Annotated in this window: 16 protein-coding genes and 1 tRNA gene; 6 read left to right on the forward strand and 11 right to left on the reverse strand. The window is 62.0% G+C overall.

Annotated features, from left to right (window positions below):
* Position 1 precedes the first annotated feature (1 nt).
* Positions 2-2,080: a BREX system Lon protease-like protein BrxL gene (brxL, locus tag LC083_RS04955; RefSeq protein ID WP_226699436.1), complete on the forward strand. Its 2,079-nt coding sequence runs from the start codon at positions 2-4 to the stop codon at positions 2,078-2,080.
* Positions 2,081-2,113: 33 nt separating this feature from the next.
* Here brxL and LC083_RS04960 read toward each other — a convergent pair whose 3' ends face one another.
* The 3 genes from LC083_RS04960 to LC083_RS04970 form a co-directional block, all read right to left on the reverse strand.
* Complete coding sequence (locus LC083_RS04960) at positions 2,114-2,683, reverse strand: hypothetical protein (protein WP_226699437.1); 570 nt, start codon at positions 2,681-2,683, stop codon at positions 2,114-2,116.
* Positions 2,684-2,844: 161 nt separating this feature from the next.
* Positions 2,845-4,464, reverse strand: coding sequence for a tyrosine-type recombinase/integrase (locus tag LC083_RS04965; RefSeq protein ID WP_226699438.1), 1,620 nt, complete (start codon positions 4,462-4,464; stop codon positions 2,845-2,847).
* 95 nt (positions 4,465-4,559) lie between these two features.
* Positions 4,560-4,646, reverse strand: a tRNA-Leu gene (locus tag LC083_RS04970).
* A gap of 181 nt (positions 4,647-4,827) precedes the next feature.
* On the opposite strand from LC083_RS04970, the gene LC083_RS04975 reads away from it, so the two are divergent.
* Positions 4,828-5,778: a complex I NDUFA9 subunit family protein gene (locus tag LC083_RS04975; RefSeq protein ID WP_226699439.1), complete on the forward strand. Its 951-nt coding sequence runs from the start codon at positions 4,828-4,830 to the stop codon at positions 5,776-5,778.
* A 15-nt stretch (positions 5,779-5,793) separates the two neighbouring features.
* Here the strand turns inward: LC083_RS04975 and LC083_RS04980 are convergent, their stop codons facing one another.
* On the reverse strand, positions 5,794-6,621 hold the full coding sequence (locus LC083_RS04980) for a dienelactone hydrolase family protein (RefSeq protein ID WP_319003414.1): 828 nt from the start codon (positions 6,619-6,621) through the stop codon (positions 5,794-5,796).
* Between the two features lie 170 nt (positions 6,622-6,791).
* Here LC083_RS04980 and LC083_RS04985 point away from each other — a divergent pair, with 170 nt between their 5' ends.
* A complete protein-coding gene (locus tag LC083_RS04985; protein ID WP_413469442.1) occupies positions 6,792-8,930 on the forward strand; it encodes a PQQ-dependent dehydrogenase, methanol/ethanol family in 2,139 nt (712 codons plus the stop codon).
* Between the two features lies 1 nt (position 8,931).
* The gene (locus tag LC083_RS04990; protein WP_226699441.1) at positions 8,932-9,381 is read left to right on the forward strand and encodes a beta-lactamase hydrolase domain-containing protein; all 450 of its coding nucleotides are present in this window, start codon (positions 8,932-8,934) and stop codon (positions 9,379-9,381) included.
* Here the strand turns inward: LC083_RS04990 and purU are convergent.
* Positions 9,371-10,225, reverse strand: a complete 855-nt coding sequence (purU, locus tag LC083_RS04995; protein ID WP_226699442.1) for a formyltetrahydrofolate deformylase — start codon at positions 10,223-10,225, stop codon at positions 9,371-9,373. The genes LC083_RS04990 and purU overlap by 11 nt on opposite strands.
* Positions 10,226-10,387: 162 nt before the next feature.
* Positions 10,388-12,133 (reverse strand): YadA-like family protein, encoded by a 1,746-nt coding sequence (locus LC083_RS05000; protein ID WP_226699443.1) that lies wholly within the window; start codon positions 12,131-12,133, stop codon positions 10,388-10,390.
* Positions 12,134-12,406: 273 nt separating this feature from the next.
* Here LC083_RS05000 and LC083_RS05005 point away from each other — a divergent pair, with 273 nt between their 5' ends.
* Entirely contained in the window at positions 12,407-12,691 is a 285-nt protein-coding gene (locus LC083_RS05005) for a MarR family winged helix-turn-helix transcriptional regulator (RefSeq protein ID WP_224831297.1), read from the forward strand.
* Between the two features lie 18 nt (positions 12,692-12,709).
* Here LC083_RS05005 and LC083_RS05010 read toward each other — a convergent pair whose 3' ends face one another.
* On the reverse strand, positions 12,710-13,726 hold the full coding sequence (locus tag LC083_RS05010; RefSeq protein ID WP_160608311.1) for an NAD(P)H-dependent flavin oxidoreductase: 1,017 nt from the start codon (positions 13,724-13,726) through the stop codon (positions 12,710-12,712).
* Between the two features lie 40 nt (positions 13,727-13,766).
* Positions 13,767-14,552 (reverse strand): LytR/AlgR family response regulator transcription factor, encoded by a 786-nt coding sequence (locus tag LC083_RS05015; protein WP_226699444.1) that lies wholly within the window; start codon positions 14,550-14,552, stop codon positions 13,767-13,769.
* Positions 14,553-14,707: 155 nt separating this feature from the next.
* On the opposite strand from LC083_RS05015, the gene LC083_RS05020 reads away from it, so the two are divergent.
* Positions 14,708-15,247, forward strand: coding sequence for a DUF2306 domain-containing protein (locus LC083_RS05020; RefSeq protein WP_226699445.1), 540 nt, complete (start codon positions 14,708-14,710; stop codon positions 15,245-15,247).
* A 1-nt stretch (position 15,248) separates the two neighbouring features.
* Here LC083_RS05020 and purT read toward each other — a convergent pair whose 3' ends face one another.
* From purT to LC083_RS05035, 3 genes are read right to left on the reverse strand one after another with little or no spacing between them, the layout of a single operon-like run.
* Positions 15,249-16,409 carry a formate-dependent phosphoribosylglycinamide formyltransferase gene (gene purT, locus LC083_RS05025; RefSeq protein WP_226699446.1) on the reverse strand — a complete coding sequence of 387 codons (1,161 nt, stop codon included), beginning with the start codon at positions 16,407-16,409 and terminating at the stop codon, positions 15,249-15,251.
* Complete coding sequence (locus LC083_RS05030; protein ID WP_226699447.1) at positions 16,393-17,097, reverse strand: methyltransferase domain-containing protein; 705 nt, start codon at positions 17,095-17,097, stop codon at positions 16,393-16,395. The genes purT and LC083_RS05030 overlap by 17 nt, the downstream gene beginning before the upstream one ends.
* A gap of 8 nt (positions 17,098-17,105) precedes the next feature.
* Entirely contained in the window at positions 17,106-18,386 is a 1,281-nt protein-coding gene (locus tag LC083_RS05035) for an aspartate kinase (RefSeq protein WP_226699448.1), read from the reverse strand.
* Positions 18,387-18,427 lie beyond the last annotated feature (41 nt).

The following is an 18,427-nucleotide window of genomic DNA, read 5'->3' on the forward strand; positions in this document are numbered from 1 at the left end:
AATGACGCCGCTCGACAAGAAAATTAACGAGCATTTTGCCGGGTTGGTCGTGCGCAAGGATCTCGTGAAGGCCGTCAAAGGCAACGCGATCGTACCTTCGTATGTCCTTGAGTATCTACTGGGACAGTACTGCGCGACAAGCGATGAGGCCTCAATCCAATCGGGCATCGAAACCGTCAAAGAGATCCTCGCAAAGCACTACGTCCACCGCAACGAAGCAGGCCTGGTGCGCTCAAACATCAGGGAAAAAGGGCGCTACAAAGTCATCGACAAAGTAAGCGTGGCCCTGAACGATAAGAAGGACGTTTACGAGGCAACGTTTGCCAACCTCGGGATCAAAGAGGTTCTAGTCGACACGTCGACAGTCAAAGCTCACCCCAAGATGCTGGTGAGCGGGGTTTGGTGCATTGCAGACGTCGAGTACGAGTATTCGGAAGACAAGAGCGTCTCCCCTTGGGTCCTAGGGTCCCTGAAGCCCATTCAGCTATCCAACTTTGATTTTGATGCGTATCTCGCGGCTCGCCAGCAGTTCACATCGGACGAGTGGATCGATCTGCTCATTCAAAGCATTGGGTTTGATCCGGAGATGCTCGGACGGCGGAGCAAGTTCATCCAGCTCGTGCGCTTGATCCCGTTCGTGGAACGGAACTACAATCTCATCGAGCTTGGCCCCAAGGGCACCGGTAAGTCACATATCTTCTCCGAGTTTTCGCCGCACGGTATTCTGATCTCGGGCGGGGAAGTTACCGTTCCAAAACTCTTTGTGAACAACGCGACGGGCAAAATCGGGCTGGTTGGATATTGGGACGTTGTAGCTTTCGACGAATTCGCTGGTCGCCAAAAAAGGGTCGATAAGGCCTTGGTCGACATCATGAAGAACTACATGGCCAACAAGAGCTTTTCACGCGGAGTGGAAACGCTTGGTGCCGAGGCATCGATGGTATTCGTTGGCAATACCAAACACACCGTACCCTACATGCTGAAGCACACCGACCTCTTCGATGAACTTCCTGAAAAGTATTACGATTCAGCGTTTATCGATCGACTTCACGCGTATATTCCCGGCTGGGAGGTGGACGTAATCCGAGGAGAAATGTTCTCCGGTGGATACGGATTTGTGGTCGACTACATAGCTGAAATCCTTCGCCACTTACGTGCCCAGGATTTTTCCGACCAATATAAGGCGCTCTTCACGCTCTCTTCCGACATCTCGACCCGCGATCGCGATGCCGTTCACAAGACCTTTTCAGGATTGATGAAGATCCTGTTCCCGGCTGGCGGAGCTACCGATGAGGAACTCGAGGAAGTACTTCGTTTTGCGATGGAGTGCCGCAAGCGCGTCAAAGATCAGCTCATGCGTATCGACGCGACCTACCCCAAGGTCGATTTCAGAATAACAAAGTCTGATGGCACTAAGCTCAACGTCCGGACGCTGGAAGAGGAAGAGTATCCAAACTTCTACTACCGTACCGCTGAAGGTGACCAAGAGGGCCAATCTGGCGAAAGCGGCAACGGATCGAAGGAAGAGGCCTCCGAGCCGGGTGATAGCTCGGCAGACTCATCTCAGCCGCACGAGAAGCCAGCAAGCGATAGGCCAAAGGAAGGTCATAGAGAGGTTCAGGAGAACCAAAAAGGCATAACCTTTGCCAACCTGTTCGGCCAGCACTTGATGGGCGCTACCGAGGTAACCGTCCATGACCCTTACATCAGAATGTTCCATCAATTGCGCAACTTTTCCGAATTTCTCGAACTGCTGATTGGACAGAAGAAACCCGAAGATGAAATCTCTGTCCGCCTGCGTACGGGCAAAGACGAAATGGCGCCGGAGCGTCAGGAGGAGAACCTGACGAAGATGGCGGACTATGTCCGTGGCCATGGTATCCACCTCGAGTGGGAGTTTGATGACCTCCTCCATGACCGAAGTATCGAGACGGATACCGGGTGGAAAATTATCCTGGGTCGTGGCCTCGACATTTTCCAGCGCTATGACAGCCGCGACGCATTCAATCCTGCCAACCGCATGCAGGAGACGCGAGGGTGCAAAGGTTTTGGCATCACCTTTGTGCGTCAGGAAGTTTAGGGGAACAAGGCAACCTCGCGAAGGGAGGCCACGCTAGCGCTTAGAGCGGTACTGAGCAGCTCGCCTCACTTTGCGGTTTCTTCCTTTGGGCTTTTGAGCCCTCTTTGGCACACTCTTTTTACGGCGCTCATCCAGCGCCTTCATCATGCTAGTCATGAACCACTTGTCGTACTTCCAGCCCCAAATTCTCTCGGGCGACATGTACTCGTCCAGAAATTCCAGAGACGTCCAAAATTTCTCATCCCACGGCTGGATGTAAATCAAGCCTCCCCTTTCCGGGGTCCGAAGCACGTCGCTGAGTACCCTTAGGGGCTGATCAGTCTCGAGCAGCGTGAGATACAGAACGTTCCAACCATCCTCGCGCTTACTTTTTTCATAGATCGCGGGGATCCATCCTGCGTCGCGCCAAGGGGTGTACTCCGGCGCAGGAGGTTTAACTCGGACGCGAGGGCCGGATGGCGCAGGATTGTCGGTGCAAGGGTGCTTTGGCCAGGGCGGTCCTAGATCGTCGAAGAAAACCCGGCTTCCCTTGTCGTTCCAGTAGAAGAATACCTGATCGCCGCAGACAGGACATTTCGCGTTGGGTACCGTCAGGCTGCTCATGCCAAAGCGGACTGGCTCCTTGGGCTTTGTAGGAGTACGCCGAGTGATGCCCCTACGTTTGAGGCACCACCCACAGCTGCAATCAGGATAATGATTGTGTCCGGGCATCCTACTCCGTGGGCTAACCGGAAAGAACTTCGTTAGAGTAAATCTGACGGCATTTAGATGTCGACCTGAAACCGCGGTATCAGCTCAATCTCACGAGACAGGACATCGACAAAATCCCCAATGTGCTCATAGTCTCCATGAACGTCGGAAGCAGAGTGGCCTGTCAGCGCTCGGGTTACTGCGGGATCGAAGCGATAGCGAATAGCCTGACTGCTAAAGTAGTGCCGCCATGCGTGGTTCGGCATAACTCCATCAATGCCAAGTGAGCGGACCCAGGTGGCGAGCTTCGAACCCAGCCTGTTCGCCTGGCGGTTGATAGCATTGTCGCTCCGCCGCTTCGTCGGGTCATAGAAGAGAGGCCCCTCGCTACGTCTCTCGACAAATTCGAGAAAGCCCTGGTCGAGCAGATGGCTGTGCAGCGGTACAAGGCGCGGCTCCTTGTTCTTTACCGTGCCAGCCTCTGGTGTGATCCGCATGACCCATATACCATCTTTTTCGAAGATGTCCTGCCTTCGCAGCTGGGTGATTTCGTTCACCCGGGCCCCAGAGTAGGCCATCAGCCACGGGCACCAGCGCTTGGCGTTTCGCAAATCCTCTTTTTCCCGAGAGCTTGATGTAACCAAAGATGCCCGAAGGATTGTGAGTGCTTCTTCGTTTGTAAATCCTTTGCTTCGCGTACGAGGCTTCTTGGGCAGCTTGACCTTAGCAACTTCAAGCATGGGATTGCTTGGGATAATCCCGTCACCCTTGGCCCAAGCAAGAACAGCTGACACTGCGCCGAGGTAGCTCCCGTTGATCGTTTTTGCGGAAAGCCGCTTGCCTTTGTAGGTCTCATGGTCTCGCAAGTGATTTCGCCATGCGACCATGTCGTCGTGGCTGATTGCGAGAATGTTATCCGTATTGAGGAACGCGATGAGATGCTCGATATACCGGCGCCACTGTGCGACCGTTTTCATGCTCCTGCCTGGGACCGCAGCATAGCGTTCATAGAGATCCAAAATGCTCATCGCCTCACCAGCCGGACGAGGAGCCGAAGCTGGTCGTGCGGCTATCTTAGGTGTGCGCACGAGATCGCCCTGAAGCCTCTGGAGGGTGCCCTCGCTCGCCTCAATCTGGGCGTCGTGAACAGCAGAGCAAAGCTCGGCGAATGAGGCCGAGGTGCGATCGACGCGATAGCCCTCCGCTTCCGCTAGGCTCTCCGCCTCATCGCCCCACATCGCAATCATGCCCGTGATGTCGCCGATCGCTCTCATCTCTTTCCAATCAGAGAGATCTTCGGATGTTACCTTTGTGAGATTTTCGGCGCGGAGCCTCTTTCGATCAGCAGGCTCAGGTAGCAGCCGGATCTCGGCGTCGATCTCCAATCCCTCATTGGCGACATGAGAAGCCAGGTAGGCGATTGTTTCAGCATCGAGTGGGTCATAGGTACCGCTCGCTCGCTTTTGAGCCCTGAGGACAATCTCTTCCCACTGTCGGTCAATCTGATTGTACCTTTCGGTTGCCCCCGGTTCGCGCATGTCTTTGGCGCCGAGCGAAACTTTAAGTTCCGTGCGGCCACGACCGGTTGGGCTCCGGCTGGGAAGGTGGGGAATCAGATCTGTCGGGAAACGCCTGCGGTAGCTCAAGATACCGCTTTTCTTGTCACGCTGCAGGTGCATCAACACCACTTCCATAGCTCTACCCTGTGTACGAGTTTGTGTACGACCAGAGCGTTGAGAAATGGCTGATAAGCGGGAAATTATTCCCAATCAAACACTTAGAGTGTGTGTGGTGCCCAGAAGAGGACTCGAACCTCCACGCCCTTGCGAGCGCCGCCACCTGAAGACGGTGCGTCTACCAATTCCGCCATCTGGGCACACTTTGCGGGGCCGGTCATCTGCGCCGGTCCGCGGGTAGGAGCGCGCCACTAGCGAAGGGGGGCGATTCTTGTCAACTGCAATCGCGTCGCGGCGAAAGGCAGGAACGCTTGCAGGAGCGCAAGGGTTACGGCTAGGGGCGCAGCGACAGTTCCAGACCAGGAAAGACAGGCAATTTCGATGGCGAAAGACAGCGCGTTGAACGGCAAGCTCGTGGTGCTCATGGGCGGCAGCGGATTCATCGGCAATTACGTGGCACAGGCCCTGCTCGAACGCGGTGCGCGCCTGCGGATCGCCAGCCGCAATCCGGAAAAGGCCTTCAAGCTGAAGCCGCTCGCCAATCTCGGCCAGATGCAGTTCGCCCGCTGCGATGCAACGAACCGTGCCAGCGTGGAACGGTGCATCGAAGGCGCGGATGCGGTGGTCAACCTCGTCGGCTCGTTCGAGGGCAATCTGCGCAGGCTCATGGGCGAAGCGCCCGGCTGGATGGCCGAAGCTGCGAAAAAGGCCGGTGCCATGTCCTTCGTGCACGTCAGCGCCATCGCTGCCGAGCCGGACGAGGATACGAGCAACGAATACGCCTCGGCAAAGTGCCTGGGCGAAAAGCGCGTGCGCGAGGCATTCCCCGAAGCGACCATCCTGCGGCCCTCGATCCTGTTCGGGAAGGACGACAATTTCCTCAACATGTTTGCCGGCCTGATCTCTACCTTGCCGGTCCTGCCGGTGTTCGGGCCTGACAAGAAGCTGCAGATCGTCTATGTCGACGATGTTGCCGAGGCGGTCGCCCGTTCCTTGGAGGATCCCGCGCAGTTCGGCGGCAAGACTTTCGAACTCGGCGGCCCCGAGGAAGTGACCATGCTCGAAATCAACGAGCGCATTGCCGAGGCGCAGCGCCGCAAGCGCACGTTCCTGCCCATGCCCGACGCACTGTCGGCCACTTTCGCTGCCCTGCCCGGCACGCCGATGAGCCGCGACCAGTGGGACCTGTTGGCGCAGGGCAACACCGTCTCGGGCGAGCATCCGGGCTTCGAGAGGCTCGGCATCGAACCCAAGCCGGTGGGCCTGTTCCTCGACAAGTGGATGACCCGCTACCGCAAGCACGGCCGCTTCGCCGAGCGGCTCAGCGCCTGAGGTAGCGGTTACCCGTCAGAGCGCCGCCCGGTAGAGGGCGAGCTTGTCGGCATAGGCGCGTTCGGCGGCCTCGGGCGCATAGGCGGGGCTGTCGGGCACGCACCAGCCGTGATCCCCGGCATAGACGTCGACCTTGGCGGTGGCCCCTGCCTCGCGCATCGCCATGCGCAAAACGTCCTTCTGGTCGGGCGCTTCGGCATCGTCGTCCTGCGCGATCGCGATGAGGTAATGCGCATCGCCGCGCAGCATCTTGTGCGGACTGGTATCGGCATCGCGGACAAGCCCGCCGCCGTGGAAACTGGCGGCTGCGCGGATGCGCTGGTCGGCAGCAACGCTCCACACCGTGAAGGGTCCACCCATGCAATAGCCTTCGGTCCCGATGCTGCGGCTGCTGTCGACCGGCGCCTGCCCGAAGAGCCATGAGGCTGCGGCTTTCGCATCCGATCCGACTGCCGCCGAATCGAGCCGCTGGCGCCACGGGCGCACTTTCTGGAAGCCGTTGTCCGCGGCAAAGCTGGCGAAGTCGGCATATTGCTGCCCTGCGACATCGCGGTAGTAGGGGTTGATGACGAGGACGGCATAACCCTCCCCTGCGAGCCGGCGGGCCATCTGCCGCTTCGATTCCCTCAGCCCCGCGACGTCCGGCCAGAAGATCACGCCGGGATAGCTGCTTTCGCCGGGATGGACGAAGAAGCCGTCCATCACCCCGTCGGGCGTGCGGAAACTGACCGTGCTTTCCACGAGAGCCGGAGCATCGGCAGCGCTTTCCGTTGCGCCATCCATCGAAGTGCAGGCTGCTGCTGCGGTAGCGAGGGCGCCTGCCCCGAAGGTGCGGCGGTTCAAGGATTGGCGGGCCCACCGGGCCAGCTGGTTCTCATCGCACATGCGTGCATTCTCCCATTGCCCGTCCGCGGCGCACCCTAGCGAAGCTTCGATTATGGACAAGGGGGCGGATGCACGGCAGGATTGCTTCCGGAGTAAGCGGGCACGAGTCCCGCCTCGGGGAGAGAAAAATGCTGAAACACGGAATCGCGGCGCTCGCCGCGCTGCTGCTCGTCGGATGCAACTCGGGCGAGAGCGAGGGTGGCATCGATGAAATGCGCCTCATCAACGCAGGCGATGACAGCGCCAATTGGATAACCCACGGGCGCACCTATTCCGAACAGCGATACTCCCCGCTCGACGCGGTGAACCGCGAGACCGTCGCGAACCTCGGCCTTGCTTGGTATGCCGACATGGACACCGCGCGTGGCCAGGAAGCGACGCCGCTGGTGATGGACGGCAAGCTTTACGTCACCACCGCCTGGAGCAAGGTCTTCGCCTTCGACGCCGCCACCGGCGAGCCGCTGTGGAGCTACGATCCCCAGGTGCCCGGCGAAACCGGCGTCAAGGTCTGCTGCGACGTGGTGAATCGCGGCCTTGCGGCCTGGGGCGACAAGCTGTTCCTCGGCACGCTCGACGGCAGGCTCGTGGCGCTCGACCGCGAAACCGGGAAGGTCCTGTGGGAGAAGGTCACGGTCGACCAGTCCAAGGCCTATTCGATCACCGGCGCGCCGCGCGTGATCGACGGCAAGGTCCTGATCGGCAATGGCGGCGCCGAATTCGGCGTGCGCGGCTACATCGCCGCCTATGATGCCGACGACGGGTCGGAGCTGTGGCGCTTCTACACCGTCCCGGGCGGCGAAGGAGAAGACCAGCCCGAATATTTGCAGAAAGCTGCCGAAACCTGGACGCAGGGCACCGGCGAGATCGGCGGCGGCGGCACCGTGTGGGATTCGATGGCCTACGATCCGGAGCTCGACCTGCTCTATTTCGGCGTCGGCAACGGTAGCCCATGGAACCGCGCCTATCGCAGCCCCGGCGCAGACGGGAAGGGTGAAGGCGACAACCTCTACCTGTCCAGCATCGTCGCGATCCGTCCCGATACGGGCGAATATGTCTGGCATTACCAGACGACGCCGGGAGAAACCTGGGACTACACCGCCACGCAGCACATCATCCTCGCCGACATGAATATCGGCGGGAAGGACCGCAAGGTCCTGATGCAGGCGCCCAAGAACGGTTTCTTCTATGTCCTCGACCGCGAAACCGGCGAGTTCATCAGCGGCAAGCCCTATATCCCGCTGAACTGGGCGACAGGCATCGATGAGAACGGCCGCCCGATCGAGAACCCGGAAACGCGCATCGACCGCACGGGCAAGCCGGCGCTGGTGATGCCCGGCCCGCTGGGCGGCCACAACTGGCACCCGATGGCCTATCACCCCGGCGAAAACCTGGTCTACATCCCCGCTTTCGAAGCCGCGATGCTCTACGCACCCGAAGCCAACTGGAAGCCCGACATGAAACGCGGCTTCAACGTCGGTTTCGACATCGGCGCAGGCGACCTGCCGCCCGATCTCGGCTTCCGGCGCGAAGTGGGCAGCACAATCAAGGGCAAGCTGGTCGCCTGGGATCCGGTGAAGCAGGAACCGCGATGGACCGTCGAACATCCGGGCGCGTGGAACGGCGGGCTGCTGGCAACCGGCGGCGGCCTCGTCTTCCAGGGCACGCAGGAAAGCACCTTCAACGCCTATGACGCGGCAAGCGGCGACAAGCTGTGGAGCTTCGATGCCCAGACCGGCGTCGTCGCCCCGCCGATGACCTACATGGTCGGCGGCGAGCAATATGTCGCCGTGCTGGCAGGCTGGGGCGGCGCGCTCGCCATTACCGCGGACGGCGGGATCATCGCCAAGGACAAGCCAGTGCGCAACGTCAGCCGCCTGCTGGTGTTCAAGCTGGGCGGCAGCGCGCAGCTTCCTGCTGCGAGCGAATTCGCCGCGACCCCGCTCGACCCGCCGCCGAGCAAGGCGAGTGCTGCGGTCATCGAGGAAGGGCGCAAGTCCTACGCCCGTTACTGCGCGGTTTGCCATGCGCCGGGTGCGGTCGGCTCCACCGTCCTGCCCGACCTTCGCCGCTCGGGCGCGCTGGAAAATCCGGCCGTCTGGCTGCAGATCGTCCATGACGGAGCGCTCAAGGACAATGGCATGGTGAGCTTCAAGGATTCGCTCACGAAGGAGCAGATGGAAGCCATCCGCCAGTACGTCATCAAACGCGCCAACGAGGACAAGGCGATGGAGGCGCAGGTAGCCAAGGGCCGCGTCGCGCGGCGCTGACATGACCGACCCGGTCGATATCCGTGGCTGGCAGCGATTGTCGGCGCGGATATCGACCTCGGGCAAGCTCGGGCCGGATGACCCCGCGCGCCTCGCCGCCCTCGGCGTGGGCCACGTCATCAATCTGGCGCTGGACGATCATCCTGAAGCTCTTGCGGACGAGGCTGCGCTGATGGCGGCCGAAGGCATCGCCTACACGCATATACCGATACCGTTCGACCGCCCGGAAGCCGGCCACTTCGAGGCATTCAAGCAGGCGCTCGCAGCGGCACAAGGGCCGGTCCACGTCCATTGCATCATGAACTGGCGCGTCTCGGCCTTCTTCTACCTGCTCCACCGCGAACAGGGCATGGATGAGAGCGAGGCGCGCGCGCTGATGGCACAGCAGTGGGATCCGCTGGCCAGCGACGATCCGCGGACACGGCCCTGGCGGGACCTGCTCAGCCCTTGAAGACCACCGTGCGCTTGCCGTTGAGGAGCACCCGCTCCTCGAGGTGAAGTCGCACTGCTTCGGCGAGTACCCGGCTCTCTATCTCGCGCCCTTTGCGGACCAGTTCGTCCGGACTGTCGGCATGGCTGATCGGTTCGGCCGCCTGGTGGATGATCGGCCCTTCGTCGAGATCGGCGGTCACGTAATGTGCGCTCGCCCCGATCATCTTCACCCCGCGCTCGTAGGCCTGGTGATAGGGCTTCGCACCCTTGAAGCCGGGCAGGAAGGAATGGTGGATGTTGATGCAGCAGCCGGCGAAATGCGCCGCCTGCTCGTCCGACAGGATCTGCATGTAGCGCGCCAGCACCACCAGTTCCGCACCGGCCTGTTCGGCAATGGCGCGCACCTGCGCTTCCTGCTCGGCCTTCGTGTCGCGCGTGATCGGCAGATGGTGGAACGGGATATCGCCAAGGTGCGTGTGTTCGATCGCCTCGCGCGGGTGGTTCGACACGATCGCCACCGGATCCATCGGCAATTCGCCGATGCGCCAGCGATAGAGCAGGTCGGCAAGGCAGTGGTCGAACTTGCTGACCATGATGAGGACACGGCGCGGGCGGTCGCGCAGGGCGAGCTTCCACTGCATTCCCAGTTCTTCGGCGAGCGGGGTGAAGTCTTCCCGGATCCTCTCCCGCGAGGTTTGTCCCGGATCGAACTCCACGCGCATGAAGAAAGCATCGGACTGGCGGTCGTTGAACTGCTGCGCTTCGAGGATGTTGCCGCCCCGCTCGAACAGGAAAGAGGCGACGCGCGCGGTGATGCCGGGACGGTCGGCGCAGGACAGGGTCAGGACAAGGGGCTGTGACATGGCGCCTTGGTCGGGCGCGGGCGGCGCCAAGGCAAGCGCTATTGGCTTTAGGGGCGCACAGGCGGGGTTCTTGCCCCTGCAGCCTGCCGGGCAAACGAAAAAGCGGCCCGGGGATAGTACCCGGGCCGCTTTCCCTGGACGGATCGTCCGTCTGGTCGGAGTTTACCAGCCGAAGATCACACCGACGCGGCCGCCAACCTTGCCGTCCTTGTTCAGGCCACCGCCGATACCGGCAGTGATGGCAATGTTGTTGCTGACGCGGATACCCGCGTTGGCGGCGATGGCATTGGCGCCTTCATAGAAGCCGCCGGCCACCGAGAGATTGAACTTGGTGTCGGGCAGGAAGCCCATGCCACCAAGGGCAATCGCCGTAGCGGTCGAGCTCGAAATGCGGTCATCGAGCTGGTCGATACGGGTTTCGATCGCGCCGACGCGGCCACCCAGGTCGGTGATCTGTGCCATCATCGCATTGTCTGCAGCGATGCGGGCGTTTTCTTCTGCCGTGATACGCTCGAGCAGCTGCGCGTCGGCAGCGGCGCGGGTTTCGGCTTCAGCGACGATCGCAGCCGAGTTGGCCGTGATACGCTCGTCATGCTCGACGAGGGTAGCTTCTGCCACCACGATACGGGCGGTGTTGCTGGCGATGTTGGCTTCGTTGGTCGTGATGCGACCTTCGTGGTCGACGAGCGTTGCTTCGTTCGCCGTGATGCGGGTTTCGTGATCGACGAGGGTCGCTTCGTTGGCGGTGATGCGGACTTCGTGGTCAGCGAGCGTCGTTTCGTTGGCGGTGATACGGCCTTCGTGGTCGACGAGGGCTGCGATCACTTCGACTTCCGAATTGGTTTCGTCGGCGCGCGGATCGCCGAGGAGAGCCTGCGAAGCGGCTGCGATGGCAGCGTTTTCGTTTTCGGCAGCTGCAACCAGCACTTCCTGGGCACGGATGTAGGTGTTGGTCGCATCGTCGAGAGCGTTGAACTGCTGCTGTTCGACCGTTGCGGCAACCGTGGCTGCTTCGGCATCGCCGGTCAGCGTGGTCAGGCCCGCAGCGTCAGCCGTGTAGCCGGCGTCGGTGATCGCATCGACGAACTCGTCATTCGAAGCGAGCGAGGTGTCGAGTGCGGTCAGCGCGTCCGACAGGTCGTCGGCAGCGGCAACGCGTGCGTCGACTGCGTCGTTGAACGCGGTCTGGGCAGCGGTGAGGTCAGCCGAAGCGGCGTTTGCAGCGGCGAGCGCGTCAGCGCGAGCTTCTTCCGCGTCAGCAAGGGCCAGCTGGGCATCGGCACGATCGGCCAGCGCATCGTTCAGAGCAGCCAGGTTCTCCGGCGTCTGGTCGGCGTCGTAAGCGGCCTGGGCAGCGTCGACAGCGTCCTGCGCGTCCGAAATCGCGACCTGCGCATCGGTGACACCCTGGTTGGCGTCGGTCAGGTCATCTGCAGCAGCGTCGAAAGCGACCTGCGCATCGGTAAGGTCGCTACCGGCAGCGGCTTCGGCATCCTGCGCACCGGCGAGAGCTGCTTCGGCGGTGTCGACATCGGCGAATGCTTCACGGTTTTCGTCGGTCAGCGCCGCTTCGACAGCCGACTGAGCGTCGGTCAGGGTGGTGGCGTTTTCGTTGGCGGCGTCGAGTTCGGCCTGGGCGGCTTCGACTTCGGCTTCGCTCGGAGCGGTCTGTTCGATCTTGGTGTCGAGGTTGTCGTATGCGCCGTCCGCAATGCCGGAGTAGGCAAAGTCGTTCGACTGGAAGTCGCTGTCGCCGGGCTCGTAGCAGGACACGCTGCCAGAGGCCGAACGGAAGCAGGTCTCAGCAGACTGGGCCGAAGCCGGGACTGCGACGATCAGCGCGCCCCCTGCGACGCTGGTCATCAGGCCTGCGCAGATGGCGCGGCCCGCATTATTCATAGTACGCATAAGTAAAACCCCTCAAAAGGTAACATGTCATTTGTTAAAAACTAGGCGACCCTAGGGCCCAGTTGGAGAGGGGCTACGCGATTTGATTTACTATTGATATTTGTTTTGAGGTCCTATATTAGATATACAAGATGCACTTGATGCCGGATTATTCATAAAATAACCGGTAAGCGCTATTGGTCTCTACGCCTTCAAGTCGTCGACCGAGAGTAAACTGGGGATATGATTTATACTGCGCCGTAATTTGCGCAGTTATTGTTTTGGTCGGGGCAAGTGAAGAAGATTTTATCGCAATTCGCCGCCGCCTTCGGGCAGGCGGGCATACAGGTATTCACCGTGGAGGGGCGGATCATCATCCACCTTATTTCGCACGGTGAATCGAGGATTAAGGAATTACTTCTGGCGTCCGGCTCTTCCTACCGCGGGTTCTACCTCGCGTTGGAACGGCTGAAGGCCAAGGGTATCGTCACCTCGGAACTCGACCCGCACGACCGGCGCGCGCGCCGGATCAAGCTCACCCAGCACGACGCGACGCGCAAGCTGGACGAGCTCGCCTGACGGCCTTTCCCTTACAAGTCAGCGGCGGCTGAGCGCTTCCTCGCTCTGCGCCATGAGCTTGGCGATGATGTCCGCCACCGGCTCTTCTTCCTTGAGCATGCCGACCGACTGACCGGCCATCAGGCTGCCGTTCTCCACATCGCCGTCGATGACCGCGCGCCGCAGGGCGCCGGCCCAGTAATGCTCGATCTGCAGTTGGGCCTCGTCCATCGCCACTTCCTCGCGGTCGAGCCTTCCGGCGACTTCGATCTGCTTGGCGGTGAATTCTTCCGTGCCCTTGTTCTTCAGCGCGCGCACCGGGATCACCGGCAGGCGCGGATCCACCTGGACGCTGGCCACGGCATCGCGGGCACTGGCGCGGAAGAAGGCTTTCTTGAAGTTCTCGTGTGCGATGCTTTCCTTCGCCGCGGCAAAGCGCGTGCCCAGCTGCACACCGGCTGCCCCCATTTCGAGGTAGCCGGCAATCGCCTGACCGCGGCCGATGCCGCCCGCCACGAAGATGAGGTGTTCCTCCGCCAGTTCGGGCAGCATTTCCTGCGCCAGCACGCTGGTCGAGACAGGACCGATATGGCCGCCTGCCTCCATCCCTTCGATGACGAGCGCGTCCGCGCCCGAACGCAGCAGCTTCTTGGCGAGCGCCAGCGTCGGCGCAAAGCAGATGACCTTGGCCGGGTTGGCCCCGCCCTTGATCGCCTCGACGCTGCCCTTGGGCGGGATGCCGCCCGCCAGCACCACGTGGCTGACGCCCGCACGGTCGCACACGTCGATCAGCTCGAACAGCTGCGGATGCATGGTGATGAGGTTCACGCCAAAGGGCTTGTCCGTCAGCTTCTGCGTTTCGGCAATCTCGGTCTCGAGCAGTTCGGGCGTCATCGCGCCGCAGGCGATCACGCCGAAGCCACCGGCATTGGAAATGGCCGACACGAGGTTGCGTTCGGATACCCAGCTCATCGCACCGCACAGGATGGCGGTTTCGCTGCCGAGGAATTCAGCGCCGCGCTGCATCAGGCGCGCTGTCTTGGGATAAGTCGTCATACGGGGCCGCTTACGGCGGGCCGGACCTTACGGCAAGCGGCTACAGCCAGCCTGCATCCCTGAGATCGTTTGCACGGTTGCGAGATACCGGCGCCTCGATCCCGTTGGACAGCAGCAGGCGGAGATTGCGATCCTCGCGCCTGACATCCTCCACCGCGTCGCGGGCGACCCACCAGCTGCGATGGACCTGCATGCCCTCGATGGCGGTCAGTTCGGCGATGGCATCGCCAAGGCGCATAAGCACAAGCTCGCTGCCCAGCGCGGTGTGGGCGCGGACGTAATGGTCTTCCATCTCCAGCGCGAGGAGCTGCGTGCCGAGCTGCGGCGGCAGACGGTCGAGAAAGCGCGGAACGTCCAGCGCATTCGGCGATGGTGCCGTATCCGCAAGGGGAGCGGGATTGCCGCCGTCCCGGTCGGTCAGCACGAAAAAGCCGGTAATCCCGCCGCCTATCACGAACACATAGAGGTAGAGTTCGAAAAACCGTTCGAGCGAGGGCCACGGAACCGGGCCACCGATGTGGTTCATGATCCACACCACTGCCGTCATGGGGAAGGTCGCCAGCATGGCGCCCGCCAACCACAAACCAGCGGTCGGCAATTCAAGCCAGGCATGCAGCCGCGAAACAAGCAGGCTGACAGGCGAATAGATCGCATATCCGATCCAGGCAAAGGCCACCCAGCTGACCAGCCGCATTGCAAGCGGGAGTTCGAAACTGCCGAACGGTCCGATCAGGGCCAGGATAACCCCGATCACGGTCATGATCGCCAAATCGACCACGATCTTGCGAACGATGTGCTTACCGCCTGCTTGCGTCGATCCCGTCATCCGCGACAAACTAGCGCCCATTCACGCATCGTAAAGTGGCAAGCACGCGGAATTACGCGCATTTCGCGAAGTCAATGTGCGGTCGGCGAAGGGCGCGTTGAACGCGAACGGCAAGCTGCCAGCAAGGGGGCAGACGACATCGAAAGGACCCCTGAATGACCTCGCTTGCAATCCCGGCCGACAAGAACAAGGCAACGCCCGCTGCGGGCTTCGACATCGGAACGCGCACGAGGATCGGCGTCATGCTGGTCGCCGCTGCCCTGACTTCGTTCGCGCTCATTGCCCTGTTTCGCGGACTGACCGGACTGGCGCCGGCTCATCCCAACATCCGCGAACTGGCCATCGTCATCCATGTCAGCACGGTGGTGCCGGCCATTCCCGTGGGAGGTTACCTCCTGCTTTCAAGAAAGGGCGGCGCGCGGCACAAGCAGTTCGGCAAGATCTGGATCGCGTTGATGGTCACCACCGCCCTGTCCGCGATCTTCATCCGGACCGGTGGCAGTTTCAGCTTCATCCATATCTTCGTGCCACTGACCCTGTGGTCGAGCTACAAGGTGATCGCCAGCGCGCGCCGCCGCGATTTCAGAACCCACCGCAACGAGATCCTCGGCCTATATCTCGGTGCGCTGACGATCCCGGGCGTGGTCGCCTTCGCGCTCCCGGGCCGGCTCATGAATGTCTGGCTTTTCTGGTAAGTCAGTCGCCGTAGACGATCCGGACCCGGTGAGCGGCGTCGCGCGCCTTGCTGCGCGCCTCGTCGGTATCGCCTCCGGTCGCCAGTGCAACGCCCATGCGGCGGTATGGCCGGCTGGTCGGCTTGGCGAAAATGCGGATGTCGGCACCCTGCGCCATGGCATCGGCGAGCCCTTCGTAGCCAAGCTGCTCGCTGTCTCGATCGGCGAGGATGACGGCAGAGGCCGAAGGGCGTGCCAGCATCCGGTCGGGGATCGGCAGACCAAGTACTGCGCGCGCATGAAGATCGAATTCAGTGAGGTTCTGGCTGACCAGCGTGACCATCCCCGTGTCGTGCGGCCGCGGCGAGAGTTCGGAGAAGATGACCTCCTCGCCCCTGACGAAGAACTCCACTCCGAACAAGCCGAAACCGCCCAGATCGTCGACCACCTTGCGCGCCATGTCTTGCGCCTTGGCGATGGCACCATCCGACATGGGGGTCGGCTGCCAGCTTTCCTGGTAATCGCCGCGTTCTTGCCGGTGGCCGATGGGCGGACAGAAGGTGACGCCACCTGCGTGCCGGACGGTCAGCAGGGTGATCTCGTAATCGAAATCGACGAACTGCTCGACGATCACGCGTTGGCGGTCGCCACGCATATTGGCGCAGGCATAATCCCACGCGCCTTCTAGCTCGTCCTCGCCGCGGGCTGTGCTCTGGCCCTTGCCCGAAGACGACATGACCGGCTTGATCACGCAGGGAAAGCCGGTGTGCGCGGCGGCTGCGCGCACTTCGTCGAGGTTCTTGGCGTAGCGGTATTTCGACGTCACGAGGCCGAGTTCGTTAGCCGCAAGGTCGCGGATGGCATCGCGGTTCATGGTCAGCTGGGCTGCCCGGGCCGAAGGGACGACGGTAAAACCTTCGTTTTCCAGTTCGGCCAGCACCTCGGTGCGGATCGCCTCGATCTCTGGGACGATGTAGTCGGGCCGGTGCTTCTCGGCCACTTCGCGCAGCCGCTCGCCATCGAGCATGGAGAAGACCTCGCGCGCATCGGCAAGCTGCATGGCCGGCGCATCGTCATAGGCATCGCAGGCGATGACATAGGCACCGAGCCGCTTGGCAGAGATGACAAATTCGCGCCCCAGCTCGCCCGAACCGAGAAGCAGAATCCTAGCCGTGTGTGCCATTCGGGGCCTCCTGTTGCGATGCGCGAAGCGCGCGGCCTTCCATGCGCCAGATTGCGACCTGCTTGCCAGCCTCGAATGCGCTTTCCTCGATAACGGCGTCGGGCGGGCGCAGCGAGAATGGGGGCAGGGTCAAGTTGAGTGGCCGATAGCGGAAGGATGCCGGTTGCTCCACATTGGTGGTGCACTCGGGATAATGCGTCACCAGCAGGAAACGCCGTGCCGCCTGTTCCAGATGCCCCAGCGCCTTGGCAGCATCTTCGAGCGGGAGATGGTTGAGGCATTCGCGGCACAGCACGAGTTCGGCGCTCGGCAGTTCGTCTTCTACAAGGTCGACCACCTCGAAGCCGGTCTTGTCGCTACCGTAACGCCGGCGGTTCTCGTCGATCAGCTCGGGCACAATATCGACGCCGGTATAATGGCCCACAAAGCCCAGCGCCGGCTGCCAGTTGTAATCCCCGCACGGCGCATCGAGGATCGAACGGACACCTTCGTGCTCGATCAGGGCAACCAGCCCGCGTCTCAGTTCGCCGGTCGCAGAAAGGGTGCTGCCGAAGCCCGACGCGGTTTCGGGGTTCTGCCAGATCCGCTCCTCGTAGATGGCCGAAAAACGCTGCGCCCGCGTCGCGTGGCGACGAAGAAACAGGTGTTCCTTGAACGAGAACCAGAGGCTGCGCGCCTGCCGGATCATCGTGTCGATCAGGCGGCTTCGTCCGCCGCGTCGAGGCCGTAGGCGGTGTGGAGCACGCGCACGGCGAGTTCCGTCTCGTCCTCGTCGATCATCACGCTGACCTTAATTTCCGAGGTGGTGATCGCCTGGATGTTGATGCCGCGGTCGGCCAGCGCCTGGAACATGGTCGCGGCAACACCGGCGTGGCTCTTCATGCCCACGCCGACGACACTGATCTTGGCGATCTTGCTGTCGGTGATGAGGCGGTTGTAGCCGATCTCGTCACGCTTGTCCTCGAGCAGTGCCTGCGCGCGGGCAAGGTCTGCCTGGGGCACGGTGAAGGTGACGTCGGTCTCGCCCTTGTCGCGGCCCACGTTCTGGATGATCATGTCGACGTTGATGCCGGCCTTGGCCAGCGGGTCGAAGATATGGGCCACCGCGCCGGGCTTGTCGGGCACGCGGGTGAGGATCACCTTGGCCTCGTTCTTGTCGTGCGCGATGCCGGTCACGTGCTGGCGTTCCATTTCGCCCTTCTCCACCAGTTCGTTCATTTCCTCTTCCGACACGATCATCGTGCCCGGAAGCTCGTCTGCAGGGATGGCGTCGTCGCCCACGAAGCTGGAAAGGACCTGCACACGCACGCCTTCCTTCATCGCGAGGCCGACGGAGCGCGTCTGGAGCACCTTGGCCCCCACGCTCGCCAGTTCGAGCATTTCTTCGTAGGTCACCGCCTTCAGCTTCCTCGCCTTGGCGACAATGCGGGGGTCGGTGGTATAGACGCCGTCGACGTCGGTATAGATGTCGCAGCGATCCGCCTTGACCGCCGCTGCCACCGCCACCGCCGAGGTGTCCGATCCGCCGCGACCCAGCGTGGTCACGCGGCCGGTTTCAGCAAGGCCCTGGAAGCCGGGAATGACGGCAATCTCGCCGCGCTCCATCGAGGCGATGACCTCGTCCGCGTCGATACCGTCGATGCGCGCCTTGGCATGCGCTTCGATCGTGCGGATCGGCAGCTGCCAGCCGAGCCAGCTGCGCGCCTTGCAGCCGAGCGACTGCAGCGTGAGCGCGAGCAGGCCGCTCGTCACCTGTTCGCCGCTGGCGACGACCACGTCGTATTCGGCGGGGTCGTACAGCGCGTTCGCCTCGCGGCAGAAATTCACCAGACGGTCGGTCTCGCCCGCCATCGCGCTGACGACCACCGCGACCTGGTTGCCGCCCGCCGCCTGCTTGCGCACGAGGTTCGCCACGCGCCGGATGCGTTCGGTCCCCGCCATGGAGGTGCCGCCGAATTTCATCACGATACGGGCCAAGCCGATAGTCTCCGTGCTGGAATGCTCGAGAACAGGCTGCT

This window comes from Qipengyuania gaetbuli (assembly GCF_020524765.1).
Taxonomy (GTDB): Bacteria; Pseudomonadota; Alphaproteobacteria; order Sphingomonadales; family Sphingomonadaceae; genus Qipengyuania; species Qipengyuania gaetbuli_A.

Bases quoted from the DNA above. Each gene is read 5' to 3' on its own strand.
- LC083_RS04960 (WP_226699437.1), bottom strand. From the start codon at position 2,683: ATGAGCAGCCTGACGGTACCCAACGCGAAATGTCCTGTCTGCGGCGAT.
- LC083_RS04990 (WP_226699441.1), top strand. From the start codon at position 8,932: ATGACCGACCCGGTCGATATCCGTGGCTGGCAGCGATTGTCGGCGCGG.
- purU (WP_226699442.1), bottom strand. From the start codon at position 10,225: ATGTCACAGCCCCTTGTCCTGACCCTGTCCTGCGCCGACCGTCCCGGC.
- LC083_RS04975 (WP_226699439.1), top strand. From the start codon at position 4,828: ATGGCGAAAGACAGCGCGTTGAACGGCAAGCTCGTGGTGCTCATGGGC.
- LC083_RS04965 (WP_226699438.1), bottom strand. From the start codon at position 4,464: ATGGAAGTGGTGTTGATGCACCTGCAGCGTGACAAGAAAAGCGGTATC.
- LC083_RS05010 (WP_160608311.1), bottom strand. From the start codon at position 13,726: ATGACGACTTATCCCAAGACAGCGCGCCTGATGCAGCGCGGCGCTGAA.
- LC083_RS04985 (WP_413469442.1), top strand. From the start codon at position 6,792: ATGCTGAAACACGGAATCGCGGCGCTCGCCGCGCTGCTGCTCGTCGGA.
- purT (WP_226699446.1), bottom strand. From the start codon at position 16,409: ATGGCACACACGGCTAGGATTCTGCTTCTCGGTTCGGGCGAGCTGGGG.
- LC083_RS05000 (WP_226699443.1), bottom strand. From the start codon at position 12,133: ATGCGTACTATGAATAATGCGGGCCGCGCCATCTGCGCAGGCCTGATG.
- LC083_RS05015 (WP_226699444.1), bottom strand. From the start codon at position 14,552: ATGACGGGATCGACGCAAGCAGGCGGTAAGCACATCGTTCGCAAGATC.
- LC083_RS05030 (WP_226699447.1), bottom strand. From the start codon at position 17,097: ATGATCCGGCAGGCGCGCAGCCTCTGGTTCTCGTTCAAGGAACACCTG.
- brxL (WP_226699436.1), top strand. From the start codon at position 2: ATGACGCCGCTCGACAAGAAAATTAACGAGCATTTTGCCGGGTTGGTC.
- LC083_RS05020 (WP_226699445.1), top strand. From the start codon at position 14,708: ATGACCTCGCTTGCAATCCCGGCCGACAAGAACAAGGCAACGCCCGCT.